The sequence below is a fragment of the Roseateles sp. GW823-FHT07B05 genome (assembly GCF_058794515.1).
In genome coordinates, this window is record NZ_JBXAGX010000006.1 from 273,316 (window position 1) to 288,055 (window position 14,740).

A 14,740-nucleotide genomic window follows, 5' to 3' on the forward strand; every position below is an offset into this window, starting at 1 on the left:
ACCGCGGCGAGGCCGGCCTGATGGCAGCCGTCGGCGCCCAGCCCGTTGCCCCGGGCCTGCTCGGATTCGGCGAGCTCAAGCTTCACCTGCCCGCCACGCTGCTGCAATGGCTGGCCCTGGCCGCGTCCCTGGGCCTGGGCGGCATCGGCGCCGAGCTGGCGTGGCACCACCCGTTGTCCGGCCCGCTGGCGCTGGCCGCCTGGGGCGCCGCCATGCTGCTGGCGGCGCTGTTCTGGGTCAAGACGCCGGTGCTGCTGTTCGCGCCGCTGCCGCTGATCGGCCTGGCGCCGTGGAGCGGCTGGATCAGCTTCGAGGAGATGGACCTGCTCGTCACGGCCTGCGGCTGCGGCGGCTACCTGGCCTATGCGCTGCAGCTGAACGCGCGCGACCGGGCGCCGGCCTGGCGGCATGCGCTGGTGTACTCGCCGGCCGTCGTCATGCTCATCCTGGGGATGGCCGCGATGGCGCTGCTGAGCATGCTGCGCGGCTTCGCGGACGCCGGTGGCTTCCGCTTCGGCTGGTTCCACGGTTACCACGAGGCGATGAACTCGGTGCGCAACGCCAAGGCCATCTTCCTCGTGCTGGCGCTGCTGCCGCTGTGGACGGCCGCCGCCGCGGCGCGGCCGCGCGGCTTCTCGCGCGGGCTGCTGCTGGGGCTGGTGCTGGCGCTGGCCGCCGGCAGCGCCGCGGCGCTGTGGGAGCGGCTGGCCTACACGGGCCTGCTGGACTTCTCCACCGACTACCGCACCACCGGCCTGTTCTGGGAGATGCACGTGGGCGGCGCGGCGCTGGACGGCTTCCTCGTGCTGACGCTGCCGTTCGCGCTGCTGGCGCTGCTGCGCACGCGCTCGCCGTGGCAGTTCGGGCTGGGGCTGCTCATCTCGCTGCTGGCCGCCTATGCCTGCCTGACGACGTTCTCGCGCGGCGTCTACCTGGCGCTGCCGCTGGCGCTCATCCCGATGGTGCTGCTGGCCGACGCGCAGCGCCGCCGCGCCGCCGGCACCGGGCCGGAGAGCAGCCACATCGACAGCACGCTGGGCGCCGTGGACGAACCGCTGCCCCGCCTGGCCAAGCTCGGCGCGCTGGCCATGGCCGGCGCTTTCGCGCTCGCGGCGGCGCTGGTGTTCGGCGGCGGCGGCTACCGCGGGCTGCTGGCGCTGTTCTTCGTCATGGTCATCCTGTTGACCATGCCCGCCAGCCTGTGGCGGCCCGGCTTCGGCCAGCGGCTGATGGCCGTGCTGATGGGCGCCGTGCTGGCGCTGTTGCTGGGGGCGCTCAGCTGGGCGCTGTCCATGGCCGTGCCCAAGGCGGCCTATGTGCTCAACGTCGTCGCGCTGCTGTGCTGCGCGGCGCTGCGCTGGAAGGACGTGCCCGGCCAGACGCGGCCGCTGTACGTGCTGCTGGTGACGACCAGCTGGTTCTGGCTGCTGTCCACGATGGTCATCGTGGCGGACTACTGGGGTGGCACCGACGGCCGCTGGACAGCGCTGGCCGCCGGCCTGGCGCTGGGGGGCCTGTGGGCCGCGATGCTGCTGCAGCCGCGGCTGTGGCCGCTGCAGGGCGCCGCGAGCACGGGCGCGGCCGGCTGGCGCAAGCGCGCACTGCTGGTGGCCGGGCTGCTGCTGGTGATGTCCATCGTGGCCGCGCTGGGCGGCGGCGCCTACCTGCGTGACCGCGTGGCCACGTGGAAGGAAGACGGCCAGACGCGCCTGAGCCACTGGCGCGAGGGGCTGCGCCTGCTGCACGGCCCGGAGCAGTGGCTGCTGGGCAAGGGCGCGGGCCGCTTCGTCAGCAGCAACCTGTACGAAGGCCCCCCCGAAGCCCAGATCGGCGACTACCGGCTGCGCACCGACGAGACCGAGGCGTTCCTGGCGCTGACCGGCGGGCATCACATGCTGGGCCGGGGTGAGCAGTTCCGCCTCAGCCAGCGCATTGCGACGCCGGCACCCGGCCCCGTCACGGTCACGCTGGTGGCGCGCACCGTCGGCGAGACGCACCTCGTGCTGCAGGTCTGCGAGAAGAACCTCATCTACCCGGACAACTGCTACGGCACCGAGCCGCGCTTCATGCCGGCGGTGGCCGACGGCGCGGCGGCCGGCACACCGCCGGCGTGGCAGACCCACCAGATCCAGCTCGGCGCAGTGCCCGTCATGGGCGGTGACTGGTGGGCCCCTCGCTTTGTGACCTTCTCGATGGCACTGGACACACGCGGCGGCCGGCTGGACGTGGCGCGCATCGCCATGCAGGACTCCCAGGGCCGCCAGCTGCTCGTCAACGGCGATTTCAACCGCGAGATGGCGCACTGGTTCTTCTCCAGCGACCGCTACCACCTGCCCTGGCACATGAAGAACGCGGCGCTGCACGTGCTGTTCGAGCAAGGCCTGCTGGGCCTGGCGCTGATGGGCTCGGCGTTCGTGCTGGCGCTGGTGCGCCTGAGCTTCGGCCGCGGGCGCGACCACCCGCTGGCGCCGGCCATCGTCGCCGCGCTGATCGGCTTTGCGGCGGTCGGCGCGTTCGACAGCCTGCTGGACGTGCCGCGCGTGGGGCTGATCTTCTTCACGCTGCTACTGCTGGGCCTGGGCTTGCGAGCATTGCCCGGCGAGGGCGTCGCGCGGCTGGCATGATGCCGCCCCGCTTTCCGTCCTTGCCATGTCCTCTGCCCCCTCCGCCGGCCTCAACCCGGCCCAGCTCGCCGCCGTTCACCACCTGACGGGGCCCTGCCTCGTCATCGCCGGGGCGGGCTCGGGCAAGACCAAGGTCATCACGACCAAGATCTGGCAGCTGCTGCACTCGGGCTACCGCGCCAACCAGATCGCCGCCATCACGTTCACGAACAAGGCCGCGCAGGAAATGCGCGAGCGCGCCCAGCAGCTGGTGGGCAAGAAGGCCGCAAAGGATCTGGCGATCTCCACCTTCCACAGCCTGGGTGTGCGCCTGCTGCGCGAGGAAGGCACCCGGCTGGGGCTGAAGGAGCAGTTCTCCATCCTGGACAGCGACGACGTGCTGAACGTGCTGAAGGACGCCGGCGGCACGACCGACGCGAAGCAGGCCCAGCGCTGGCAGTGGACGATCTCGCTGTGGAAGAACAACGGCATCGGCCCGGCGCAGGCCGCGCAGATCGCCGCGGACGACGACGAGCGCGCTGCCGCCGCCGTCATGGTGCACTACCAGGAGCGCCTGGCCGCCTACCAGGCGGTGGACTTCGACGACCTCATCACGCTGCCGCTGAAGCTGCTGACCACCGACGCCGAGGCGCGCGAGAAGTGGCAGAACAAGCTGCGCTACGTGCTGGTGGACGAGTACCAGGACACCAACGCGGTGCAGTACGAGCTGCTGAAGGCGCTGGTGGGCGAGCGCGGCATGTTCACCGCCGTGGGCGACGACGACCAGTCCATCTACGGCTGGCGCGGCGCGACCATCGAGAACCTGAAGAAGCTGCCGCAGGACTACCCGGCGCTGAAGGTCATTCCGCTGGAGCAGAACTATCGCTCCACCGGCAGCATCCTGCGCGCCGCCAACAACGTCATCGCCGGCAACCCCAAGCTGTTCGAGAAGAAGCTGTGGAGCGAGTACGGCGACGGCGAGCCCATCGCGCTGCTGGAGGCCGACGGCGAGGAACACGAGGCCGAGCGCGCCGTCGCGCGCATCCAGCAGCTGCGCGCCGACGGCAAGGGGCCCAACTTCAAGGACTTCGCCATCCTGTACCGCGCCAACCACCAGGCCCGCGTGTTCGAGCAGGCGCTGCGCCGTGCCGAGATCCCCTACAAGGTGTCGGGCGGCCAAAGCTTCTTCGACAAGGCCGAGATCAAGGACCTGTGCGCCTGGCTGCGCCTGCTGGTGAACCAGGACGACGACCCCGCCTTCCTGCGCGCCGTCACCACGCCCAAGCGCGGCATCGGCCACACGACGCTGGGCGCCCTGGGCACGTTCTCGGCGCAGTGGAAGTGCAGCATGTTCGAGGCGCTGTTCTCCGAGAGCCTGGCCAGCGCCGTCACCAAGCGCGGCCTGGACAGCCTGCACGAGTTCGGCCGCTACGTGAACGAGCTGCAATACAAGGCCAAGCACACCGAAGGCCACACCGCCGCGCACACGATGCTGATGGAGTGGCTCAAGGAGATCGCCTACGAGGCCCACCTCATCGACAGCGAAGAGAACGAGAAGGTCGCCCAGGCGCGCTGGGGCAACGTGCTGGATTTCGTCGACTGGGTGGCCAAGCGCTGCGGCGGCCAGCAGAGCGAGGAAGGCGGCGTCAGCTTCACCGAACCCAAGCAGAGCGTGCTGGACGTGGCGCAGACCATCTCCGTCATCCTGTCGCTGGCCGAGCGCGGCGAGGAGCAGGACCAGGTGACGCTGACCACGCTGCACGCGTCCAAGGGGCTGGAGTGGCCGCACGTGGTGCTGGCCGGCGTCAACGAGGGGCTGCTGCCGTTCAAGCGCGAGGAGGCCGAGTTGACGGCCGAGGCGCTGCAGGAAGAACGGCGCCTCATGTACGTGGGCATCACGCGAGCGCGCACGACGCTGGCCGTCTCCACGCTGCGCCGGCGCAAGAAAGGCCGCGACACCGTCGTGGGTGTTCCCAGCCGCTTCCTGGCGGAAATGAAGCTGCACGAGGGTGGTGCACGCGAGGACCCGCGCGAGAAACTAAAACGGATGCGGGACGAATTGGCCGCCAAAGCGGCCGCGCGTATCGATCCGACGACAGGCTGAATCGCTCATTCGCGGGGGGCCCCCTCAAGCGCGTGAAGTCTTCACACCCTCGCCACGCTAGGCTGAGAACAATGCGCTTCAGCCCTTTCCCTTACCGGTGAGCCCCGCATCATGAAAGCCTTGGTCCTTGCAACTGCCTTCGCCGCCCTGAGCGCCACGGCCTTTGCCGGCGCCGCCCGCGACGCCCAGCCCAGGAACGACACCGTCGTCATCGCCGACGCAGGCCGGCTGTCGTCCACCGGCCTGACCGCGCTGCACGACGGCAGCCCCTGGGCCGGCGCCCGCCCCGCCCCGGCCGATGCCGGTGACTTCGGCACGCTGACCAGCCAGATCGAACCCGGCCACCTGCTCGTCGCACTGTGCGTGCTGGGCTTCGCGCTGTCGCGCCCGCTGGGCCGGCTGCTGCGCCGCCACGAACAGCAACGCCGCGCCAGCGCGCTGGCCAGCACGCTGCCGCGCCGCTGAGCGAGGATCAGATCGCCAGCGGGTCCACGTCGACCGCCCACCTCAGCACGGCCCGGAATTCGGGCCGTTCGCGTTTCAGCGCGATCAACGCCGGCACCCAGGCGCGCAGAAAGGCCTGCAGCCGCCCGCGCTGGCCGGCCTCCACCAGCATCTGCATGCGCTCCACGTCCGCCACGCGCGCCACCGCGTGCGGCACGGGCGGGTAGATCAGCACGCCGTCGTCCTGCAGCAGCCCCGCCGCGGCGTCCAGGAAGGCCTTGGCGGCCTCCGCCGTGCGGGCCTCGGCGCGCAGCAACGCCAGGTGCGCGAACGGCGGCAGGCTGGCCGAGCGGCGCTCGTCGAGCTGGGTCCTGGCGAAGCGCACGTAGTCGTGCCGCGCCAGTGCCTGGTACAGCGCATGCTCGCGATGCCAGGTCTGGACCCACATCTCGCTGGGCGATTCGCCTGCGGCATCGCGCCCGGCGCGGCCGCCGGCCTGCATCAGCAGCGCGAACAGCCGCTCGGGCGCGCGGAAGTCGCTGCTGAACAGCGCGCCGTCGGGGTTCACGGCCGCGACGAAGCGGATGCGCCGGAAGTCGTGGCCCTTGGTGATCATCTGCGTGCCGACGAGGATGTCGACCTCGCCGTCGTGCACGGCCTGCAGCTGCGCCTCCAGCTCGCCCTTGCGGCGCGTGGAGTCGGCGTCGATGCGCAGCACACGCGCACCGGGCAGCGCCTCGGCGAGCTGCTCCTCCAGCCGCTCCGTGCCGCGGCCGATGGGCGCGATGTCATGGTTGCCGCAGTTGGGGCAGGCGCTGGGCACGCGCTCGGTGAAGCCGCAGTGGTGGCAGCGCAGTGTGCGGTCGCGCTTGTGGAACACGCGCCAGGCGCTGCAGTGCGGGCAGTCGCTCTTCCACTGGCATTCGCCGCAGTGCAGCACGGGCGCGTAGCCACGGCGGTTCAGGAACACGAGGCTCTGCTCGCCGCGTTCCAGCCGTGACTTCAACTCGGCCAGCAGCGGCGCGGTCAGCGCGGTCGTCACGCCGGCCGTGGCTGGCAGCGACTTCATGTCGAACAGCTTCACGCGCGGCAGCGCGCCGCCGCCGATGCGGGCAGCCAGCGTCAGCCGGTCGTAGCGGCCCGACTCGGCGTGCTGCCAGCTTTCCAGCGACGGCGTCGCCGAGCCCAGCACGACCGGGATCTTGCGGTCGTGCGCGCGCCACACGGCGAGGTCGCGCGCCGAGTAGCGGGCGCCGTCCTGCTGCTTGTAGGACGGGTCGTGCTCCTCGTCGACGACGATGAGCCCCAGGTCGGGCAGTGACGCGAACACCGCCAGCCGCGTGCCCAGCACCAGGCGCGCGCGGCCGAGGTGGGCAGCCAGCCAGTTCTGCAGCCGCTGCGCCGGTGTCAGCGCGCTGTGCAGCGACACGATGGCCAGCGGCTCGGGGAAGGCCGCCGCGAAGCGCTCGGTGAAGCGCGCTTCCAGTTGTGGCGTCAGGTTGATCTCGGGCACCAGCACCAGCACCTGGCGGCCAGCCGCCAGCGCGGCCTCGGCGGCGCGCAGGTAGACCTCGGTCTTGCCGCTGCCGGTGACGCCGAACAGCAGCTGCGGCCGCGGCGCCTCGCTGGCCAGCTGGGCCGCGATGCGGGCGACGGCGTCGGCCTGCTCGGGCGCCAGCTCGGGCTTGACCGGCGCCGGCGCAGCGGCGGCCGCCTTCTTCTTCTCCAGCTTGCGCAGCCGCGCAGCCAGTTGCTCGGGCGACAGCTCGCGCAACTGCGGCGGCAGCACGGCGCTCGCCAGCTCGCCGACGCTGCGCTGGTAGTAACCGGCGGCGAAGTCCAGCAGCCGGCACCAGTCCGCGCCCAGCGGCGGCAGCGCGTCAAACACGGCCGCCACGGGGCGCAGCGCCATGTCGGGCTCGCCCTGCGCCTCGCCGGGCCAGACGACGCCCAGCAGCTCGCGCTTGCCCAGCGGCACGCGCACCAGCGAGCCGGAGGCGAGCGCCTGCTCACTCGCATAGTCAAGCGGTGCGTTGAGGCCGCTGTGCTGCGGCGCATCGACCGCCACCCGCACGACGCGGCGCGGGGCCGTCTCACTCATGGGCGGTTCCATGCGTTTGGTGATGCAGCGGTTCAGGAAGCGCGGCCAAGTTCATGATTCACAAGGCTTCTCGGGTTGCCCACAAAATCTGTGGATAAGTTTGTGAGCAATTCGGGGCGGGCCGCCCGACCCCGCCCTGTCGACGGGCAGCACGCCCTCGGGTGGCGCCGGGCACCGTTTTGCGGCATTCCTTGCAAATCAACCACTTAGCGGCGCACCGGGAAAACGCTTATTTGCGCCGCACCAATCTTCAACGCGCCGCGTCGCCCCCTATTTTTTGGGGATAACTCGCGGCACAAGTGCAGAAGTGACGCCCGTTCAGCCCGCCGTGCGCAGGCGGCGCGAGTGGCTGTGGACCTCGTCCACCAGGGCCGTGACGCTCTCCGGCGGCGTGAACTGGCTGATGCCGTGGCCCAGGTTGAAGATGTGGCCGCTGCCGGCCGCGGGCCGGCCGAAGCTGTCCAGCACGGCACGGGCCTGGGCGCGCACGGCGTCGGGCGGGGCGAACAGCACGTTGGGGTCGAGGTTGCCCTGCAGCGCGACGCGGTCGCCCACGCGGGCGCGGGCAGCGCCCAGGTTCATCGTCCAGTCCAGGCCCACGACGTCGGCGCCGGCATCGGCGATCTCGTCCAGCCACAGGCCACCGCCCTTGGTGAACAGGATGCGCGGGATGCGAACGCCCTCGTGCTCGGTCTTCACGGCGGCCAGCACCTGGCGCGAGTAGGCCAGGCTGAACTGCTGGAACGCGCCGTCCGCGAGCACGCCCCCCCAGGAGTCGAACACCATGACGGCCTGGGCACCGGCTTCGATCTGCGCGTTCAGGTAGGCGGCCACGGCGCGCGCGTTGACGTCCAGGATCCGGTGCATCAGGTCGGGGCGCGCGTACATCAGGCTCTTGACGAGCCGGTAGTCGTCGGAGCCGCCGCCTTCCACCATGTAGCAGGCCAGCGTCCACGGGCTGCCGGAGAAGCCGATCAGCGGCACGCGGCCGTTCAGCGCGCGGCGGATGGACGTGACCGCGTCGAACACGTAGCGCAGCTTGTCCAGGTCGGGCACGTCCAGCGCCGCGACGGCGGCTTCGTCGCGCACGACCTTCGCGAACTTCGGCCCCTCGCCCTGCTGGAACGACAAGCCCAGGCCCATCGCGTCGGGCACGGTCAGGATGTCGCTGAACAGGATGGCCGCGTCGAGCGGGAAGCGCTCCAGCGGCTGCAGCGTGACCTCGGTGGCGAAGTCCGTGTTCGTCGCCAGCCCCATGAAGCTGCCGGCCTTCTCGCGCGTGGCGCGGTACTCGGGCAGGTAGCGGCCTGCCTGGCGCATCAGCCAGATCGGCGTGTGCTCGGTGGGCTGGCGCAGGCAGGCGCGCAGGAAGCTGTCGTTTTGGAGCGGGGCGAACATGGCCCGATTATCAGCGTCGCTCCCGGACCGCCGCCTGATTCACAGCAAGGCTAGGCTTTGTCGTCCCACCCAGCTTTCACCCGCCGGCAGCTCGATCGGGCGACCGATATTGGCGGCTTCCAGGCAGAGCATCTCGCTCCAGCCGTCGGGCGGCATGTCGGCCAGCTTCGCGCAGCGCTCGGGGCCGGGGTTCCACAGCACGGCGTCATCGAAGCCCTGGTGCGTGAACACCACCTGGCGCCGCTCCTCGGTCACCACGAGCGGCCGCTCCTTGACGCCGAAATAGATGCGGTCCAGGTCCATCACGCCCTTCTCGCCGGTCAGCAGCAGGTCCATGCGCTGCAGCGCATCGGCCTGCTTGATGCTGTCGAAGTAGCGCAGGCCCGACAGGCCTTCGACGCTGACCGCATCCAGGTCCGCCACGCGCAGATAGGTGTGCAGGGCCGCGGTGAACTGCAGCGGCGCGTCGCCCACGTTGTCGCAGGCCAGCTCGATGTCCAGGCTGCGGCCGCCCACGCGCACGCTCAGCTCCAGCTCGAAGGCGTGGGGCCAGAGGGCGCGCGTGGCGTCGCTGTCGCGCAGGCGCAGCACGGCCAGCGCGTCGTCCCTGCCCCGCTCCTGGCTGACCAGCTCCCACGGCAGTGTGCGCGCGAAGCCATGCTTGGGCAGCGGCCCGCGCTCGGCGAACTGCGGGAAGCACACCGGCACGCCGCCACGGATGGCGCGGCCGGCAACGAACTCACTGCGCGGGGACAGGTAAAGCTGCTCAGGAGCGCCCGCTGGCTGCCAAGACAGCAGATGGCCGCCGTGCAGGCTCAGCCGGGCGGAGGCGCCGTCGGGCGCCATGAGTTGGACGTGATCGGAGAGGGCGAGGGACATGGCCACAGTTTAGGTTCCTAGAATCGCCCCGCCTTTCGGCCTCCGATCAAGAACCACATAGGGAGTTGTGAAATGAAGACCTTGCTTGCCGCAAGCTTGGTGGGCGTCAGTGCAGCCGCATCGGCCGCCTCCATCACCAATGCCGACATCATCCAGTTGCTGGAAGCGCAGATGCCGGAGAGCGTCATCCTGCAGTCCATCGCGAGCAGTTCCACCAAGTTCGACACGTCGGCAAAGGCCCTGATCGTGCTGAAGAACAAGGGCGCCTCGCCAGCCGTGCTCAACGCGGTCATCTCCCCCAAGTCACTGACAGCGGCGCCAACGGCCGCTGCCCCTGCAGGTCGCGCCGCAATGGCTGCCGCGCCGGCGGTCGCTGCCTTCAATCCCGAGGAAGCCATCGTCGTGACCAACGGCCAGGAAACGACGATGCAATACATCGTCGCCCAGATGCGCACGGCCGCCCGCGCGCTGGGCTTCGGCGGTGTGGCCACCTACGCCACGCTGAATGGCACCAAGGCCGCGCGCCGACTGCCAACCGAGGGCTTCGAGTTCATCGTCAGCGTGCCCAAGAATGCGCAGGTGTCCGGCTACGTGACCATCGCCAACTTCGCTATCCGCAACAACGGCACGCGTGAGGTCTCCACCGGCGGCGGCTACATGAGCTACTCCACCGGTATCAACAAGGACCGTGTCGTCGCGATCACGTCAGAGCAACTGGCCGACCAGTCACGAGCCAAGGAAGGCTTTGTTCTCTACAAGGTCAAGCCCGAGAAGCCATTGGGAGCGGGCGAGTACGCACTGATTTTCTACACCGCCGAAGTGCGCGTGTCGGGCTTCTTCGCCCAGGCAGCCAACAGCTTCTACGACTTCGGTGTGGACTGAGTCCATGTCGGCGCACCAAAAACTAGCCTTCGTACCGGAAACCCGATTCGGCCTGTGGTTCCTCTCAACGCCGACATGGCGGGTGCATGTGCTGGGCCGTGCGCTGACCGATCTGCAGCGCCTCGCGCCGGACGCACCGCGCGGCGGCGTCATGCTGGACATCGGAACCGGGCAGGGCCATTCCTTACCCGAGATGGCAGCGCGCTTCGCACCTGCGCAGATCCACGCGCTGGACCCAGAGCCCGACTTCGAGGCTCGCTGCGCCGACATGGTGAAGGCCTGCCCGGTACCCGTGACGCTGCACGCCGCGCACGCCGAGCGCATCCCGTTGTCTGACGCGTCGGTGGATATCGTGCTGTGCCATCAGACGCTGCACCACATCGTCGATCAGCCGGCCGCGCTGGCCGAAGTGTTCCGAGTGCTCAAACCCGGCGGCCTGCTGCTGCTGGCCGAGAGCACGCGGGCCTACATCCACAGCTGGGTCATCCGGCTGCTGTTCCGCCACCCGATGCACGTGCAGCGCAGCGCGGAGGAGTTCCTGGCGCTGGTGCGCGACGCCGGCTTCCAGGTCGACGCGGACCGCATCAGCACGCCCTACCTGTGGTGGAGCCGCTCCGACCTGGGCGCACGCGAGTGGCTGGGCCTGGGCCTGCCGAAGAACCGCGAAGAGACGCTGCTGAACGCCGTCGCGCGCAAGCCCGGTTGAGCGACAGGGCAGTCTAAGGCGCCGTCAAGCGCGACTGGCAGCCCCGCCAGGTGACATACGGCTCGGCCTCCAGGCGCGGCGGCAGGCCGGGGTCGGCGGCGACGGCCAGCACCAGATCGCCCACGGTGGCGACGGCCACGTCGCCGTGCGCATCGTCTTCGAACGACAGCGCCCGCATGCGCGCGAAATCGAGGCCCTGCCCGCGCGCCTTGAGCCAGGCCTCCTTCAGCGTCCAGAGTTGCAGGAAGGGCACCGCGCGCGCGTCGGGCGGCAGGCGGGCCAGCGACTCGCGCTGTGCCTCGCTGTGCACCGTGCCGGCCAGCGCCAGGTGATCGCGCGGGCGCGACAGGCTCTCCACATCGACGCCCACCGGCACGCCGGCCACCGCACAGGCCACGCTGCCGGCGCTGTGGCTGATCGACACGAACACGCCGGAGTGCGCCACGACATGGCAAGCGCCGCTGTGGGCCACGGCCAGCGCAGGCAACGCCTGCTCGCCGAGCCAGCGCTGCACCGCTCGGCGCGCCAGCCATCGGCCGGCCAGGAAGGCGTCACGCCGCGCCGCCGTGCCCAGCGACTGCAGACGAGCGGCTTCGGTGGGCGTGAGCCAATCCGGTGGCGGGGCCATGCCCGCCCGCAACCCGGGTTCCGCCGCGAGCAGGCAGAGCAGGCTCACGACAACCGGGCGACCGGCTTACTCCACCTGCGCGTAGGTGCCGCGCAGCGCCACGCCGATGATGATGGCGCCGGCGTGGCATTCGAAGTCGGTCGAGCTCTTGTACTCGACCTTCTTGTAGTAGCTGACGATGTCGATGACAGCGTTCGCGCCTTCACGCTTGGCGCTGTTCTGCAGATTGATCAGCGCGCTCAGCGCGGCCCACTTGCAGCCGAACTCGTCGGTCTTGCCGACACCGTTGGTCTTGGGGTTGCTCACATCCGTCGACAGCCGCTTGACGACCTTGGGCGTGGCCTGGCCGGCCAGGAAGAACTTGAAGTTCGGGTCCAGCTTTTCCTTGGCCTCGGGCATGGCCAGCACATCGGCGAAGGGGATGTGCAGCGTGGTGTCGCGCGCGAAGGCGGGCACTGCAAGCACAGCCGCGGACAAGGCAAAAGCGATACGCGGATATCTCATGAGCAAGATCCTTGAGCAGAGTGTTGAGTGAAAGACTACAGGCGAGGGACGAGCTCGCGCACCAGTTCATCTATCTTCTTTTCTGCGTCGATGAACTTGCCCATGTTGCCGCCGCCGCGCGTCGAATCGTAAATTGCACGCCCCTCTTCGCGACCGGCGTTGAACACACGGATCTCGGCGTAGGCCATGTACATCGCGAGATCCCACCGCCAATTTGCCGTGTAGGTCACAGTCACCGGGCAGACAGTGACCGCGGAATCCGCCGGGACTGACTTGACTGAGTAACCCTGGCTGCGCAGGCTCTTGTTCAAGGAATCCTCGAAGCCCTTGCGAACCGCCGCGTTCTGAGTCACGCAGATTTCTCGCTCGGCAAGCGCGCCTGCACGGCGAACGTCCTGTTTGATCGCGCAGCCAGACAGGCCGAGAAGGCACAACAGCACCATCGCTGCCCGCTTGCCATGGATAGTTTTTTTCATTCATCCCCCTTTTTGAATACGGAACGGTTCACAGCCGACGCAGGATCAGCGAGGTGTTGATCCCGCCAAAAGCGAAGTTGTTGGTCATCGCGAACTCGGTCTCCAGACGCCGCCCCCCGCCCAGCACATAGTTCAGCTCGCCACAGCGCGGATCCACCTGCTGCAGGTTCAGCGTCGGCGCGAACCAACCGGCCCTCATCATCTCCAGCGTCATCCAGGCCTCCAGCGCACCGCAGGCGCCAAGCGTGTGGCCCATGTAGCTCTTGAGCGAGGAGATGGCCACGCCACTGCCCAGCACCGCTTGCGTCGCCTGGCTCTCGGCGACGTCGCCCTGGTCGGTGGAGGTGCCATGCGCATTGACATACGGAATGGCGCCGGCGGGCAGACCTGCATCTTCCAACGCGAGCCGCATGGCCTGCGCCATCGTGGTGCTCTGCGGCTGCGTGACATGCGTACCGTCACAGTTGGTGCCGTACCCGATGATCTCTCCCAGCATCGGCGCGCCCCGCGCCCGAGCATGCTCGTACTCCTCCAGCACGAAGGTGCAGGCCCCCTCACCCAACACCAGGCCGTCGCGGTCCTTGTCGAAAGGGCGCGGCGTCGTGCGCGGCAGGTCGTTGTACTTCGTGCTGGTCGCGAACAGTGTGTCGAACACGGCGGCCTGCGTCGGGTCCAGCTCCTCGGCACCGCCGGCCAGCATGGCGACCTGCCTGCCGCTCTGCACGGCCTCGTAGGCATAGCCCAGGCCCTGGCTGCCCGACGTGCAGGCACTGCTCGTCGTGATGATGCGGCCGGTGATGCCGAAGAACACCGCGATGTTGACCGTCGCGGTGTGCGACATCATCTTCACGTAGGTGTTGGCGTTGATGCCCTCGATGCTCTTGGCGCTCATCATCCGGCCGAAGTCGCCGATGGCGCTGGGCGTGCCGCTGGAGCTGCCGAAACTCACGCCAAGCTTGCCACTGGTGACCAGCGGGTCGCCGATGAGGCCGGCCTGCTCCAGCGCAAGCTCGGCCGAGCGCGTGGCCATCTGCGCCACGCGACCCATGCTGCGCATGCTCTTGCGGTTGTAGCGATCGGCCGGCAGCTCGAACGGCGCGCAGGGCACGCCGACCTGGGTGTTGAGGCCTTCGTAGGCCGCCCAGTCCTGCATGCGCTGGACCTTGTTGGTCTCGGCACGCAGGCTGTCCATCACCGTCTCGACGTCGTGCCCCAGCGGCGACAGCGCGCCGATGCCGGTGATGACGACTCTCTTCCTGCTCATCCCACCATCCCTCCATTCACCGAGATCACCTGTCGCGTGATGTAGGCCGCATCCGGCCCCATCAGGAAACTCACCAGCGCCGCCACCTCTTCGGGCCGGCCCACGCGCTTGGCGGGAATGATTTTCAGCGCTTCTTCCACCAGGCCGACGTCGATCATGTCGGTTTCGATCAGGCCCGGCGCCACGCAGTTGACAGTGATCTTGCGGCTGGCCAGCTCCACCGCCAGCGCCTTGGTAGCGCCGATGATGCCGGCCTTGGCCGCGCTGTAGTTCACCTGCCCGCGGTTGCCCATGATCCCGGACACCGACGCCAGCGTGACGATGCGCCCCGCCGCCTTGCGGCGCACCAGCGGCATCGTCAGCGGCTGCAGCACGTTGTAGAAGGCGTCGAGGTTGGTGTGGATGACGGCGTCCCAGTCCTCGCCCGTCAACGCCGGGAAGGCGCCGTCGCGCGCAATGCCGGCGTTGCAGACGACGCCGTAATAGCAGCCGTTGGCCTCGACGTCGGCCAGCAGCGCAGCAGCTGCGGCGTCGCGGTCTGCCACATCGAACTGCAGCACGCGGGCGCTGCGGCCCAACGCAGCGATCTCCGCAGCAGCAGCGTCGGCCTGCGCGCGCTCCTTGCGGCAATGCAGGACGAGGTCGTAGCCATCGCGCGCCAACCGCAATGCGATGGCGCGACCGATGCCGCGGCTCGACCCGGTGACCAGCACCGTAGTCATTGGTGCACCCTTCGGCCTGCGGCCTGTCC

13 protein-coding genes are annotated in these 14,740 nt (G+C 69.4%); 5 read left to right on the top strand and 8 right to left on the bottom strand.

Annotated features, from left to right (window positions below):
- Positions 1–20: 20 nt before the first annotated feature.
- The 3 genes from AC1Q7O_RS15555 to AC1Q7O_RS15565 all read left to right on the top strand — a co-directional run bounded on the left by AC1Q7O_RS15555 (position 21) and on the right by AC1Q7O_RS15565 (position 5,172).
- Positions 21–2,624 (top strand): hypothetical protein, encoded by a 2,604-nt coding sequence (locus AC1Q7O_RS15555; RefSeq protein ID WP_492658007.1) that lies wholly within the window; start codon positions 21–23, stop codon positions 2,622–2,624.
- Positions 2,625–2,649: 25 nt separating this feature from the next.
- Positions 2,650–4,707, top strand: a complete 2,058-nt coding sequence (locus tag AC1Q7O_RS15560) for a UvrD-helicase domain-containing protein (RefSeq protein ID WP_492658008.1) — start codon at positions 2,650–2,652, stop codon at positions 4,705–4,707.
- Between the two features lie 111 nt (positions 4,708–4,818).
- A complete protein-coding gene (locus tag AC1Q7O_RS15565) occupies positions 4,819–5,172 on the top strand; it encodes a hypothetical protein (RefSeq protein ID WP_492658009.1) in 354 nt (117 codons plus the stop codon).
- A gap of 7 nt (positions 5,173–5,179) precedes the next feature.
- Here the strand turns inward: AC1Q7O_RS15565 and AC1Q7O_RS15570 are convergent, their stop codons facing one another.
- The 3 genes from AC1Q7O_RS15570 to AC1Q7O_RS15580 form a co-directional block, all read right to left on the bottom strand.
- Positions 5,180–7,252, bottom strand: coding sequence for a primosomal protein N' (locus AC1Q7O_RS15570; RefSeq protein ID WP_492658010.1), 2,073 nt, complete (start codon positions 7,250–7,252; stop codon positions 5,180–5,182).
- A 318-nt stretch (positions 7,253–7,570) separates the two neighbouring features.
- Positions 7,571–8,650, bottom strand: coding sequence for a uroporphyrinogen decarboxylase (gene hemE, locus AC1Q7O_RS15575; protein ID WP_492658011.1), 1,080 nt, complete (start codon positions 8,648–8,650; stop codon positions 7,571–7,573).
- Between the two features lie 39 nt (positions 8,651–8,689).
- On the bottom strand, positions 8,690–9,529 hold the full coding sequence (locus tag AC1Q7O_RS15580) for a D-hexose-6-phosphate mutarotase (protein WP_492658012.1): 840 nt from the start codon (positions 9,527–9,529) through the stop codon (positions 8,690–8,692).
- A gap of 72 nt (positions 9,530–9,601) precedes the next feature.
- Here AC1Q7O_RS15580 and AC1Q7O_RS15585 point away from each other — a divergent pair, with 72 nt between their 5' ends.
- Both AC1Q7O_RS15585 and AC1Q7O_RS15590 read left to right on the top strand, forming a co-directional pair.
- The gene (locus AC1Q7O_RS15585; protein ID WP_492658013.1) at positions 9,602–10,411 is read left to right on the top strand and encodes a hypothetical protein; all 810 of its coding nucleotides are present in this window, start codon (positions 9,602–9,604) and stop codon (positions 10,409–10,411) included.
- Positions 10,412–10,415: 4 nt separating this feature from the next.
- Positions 10,416–11,117 carry a class I SAM-dependent methyltransferase gene (locus AC1Q7O_RS15590; RefSeq protein WP_492658014.1) on the top strand — a complete coding sequence of 234 codons (702 nt, stop codon included), beginning with the start codon at positions 10,416–10,418 and terminating at the stop codon, positions 11,115–11,117.
- A gap of 13 nt (positions 11,118–11,130) precedes the next feature.
- On the opposite strand, the gene AC1Q7O_RS15595 is transcribed toward AC1Q7O_RS15590, so the two are convergent.
- The 5 genes from AC1Q7O_RS15595 to AC1Q7O_RS15615 all read right to left on the bottom strand — a co-directional run bounded on the left by AC1Q7O_RS15595 (position 11,131) and on the right by AC1Q7O_RS15615 (position 14,711).
- Entirely contained in the window at positions 11,131–11,745 is a 615-nt protein-coding gene (locus tag AC1Q7O_RS15595) for a 4'-phosphopantetheinyl transferase family protein (RefSeq protein WP_492658015.1), read from the bottom strand.
- Positions 11,746–11,811: 66 nt separating this feature from the next.
- Positions 11,812–12,249 (bottom strand): excinuclease ATPase subunit, encoded by a 438-nt coding sequence (locus AC1Q7O_RS15600; protein WP_492658016.1) that lies wholly within the window; start codon positions 12,247–12,249, stop codon positions 11,812–11,814.
- 35 nt (positions 12,250–12,284) lie between these two features.
- Entirely contained in the window at positions 12,285–12,725 is a 441-nt protein-coding gene (locus tag AC1Q7O_RS15605) for an Sbal_3080 family lipoprotein (RefSeq protein WP_492658017.1), read from the bottom strand.
- Between the two features lie 28 nt (positions 12,726–12,753).
- A complete protein-coding gene (locus tag AC1Q7O_RS15610) occupies positions 12,754–13,989 on the bottom strand; it encodes a beta-ketoacyl-ACP synthase (RefSeq protein ID WP_492658018.1) in 1,236 nt (411 codons plus the stop codon).
- Positions 13,986–14,711, bottom strand: a complete 726-nt coding sequence (locus AC1Q7O_RS15615; RefSeq protein WP_492658019.1) for a 3-ketoacyl-ACP reductase FabG2 — start codon at positions 14,709–14,711, stop codon at positions 13,986–13,988. Before AC1Q7O_RS15615 ends, AC1Q7O_RS15610 begins: the two co-directional genes overlap by 4 nt.
- Positions 14,712–14,740: the final 29 nt, after the last annotated feature.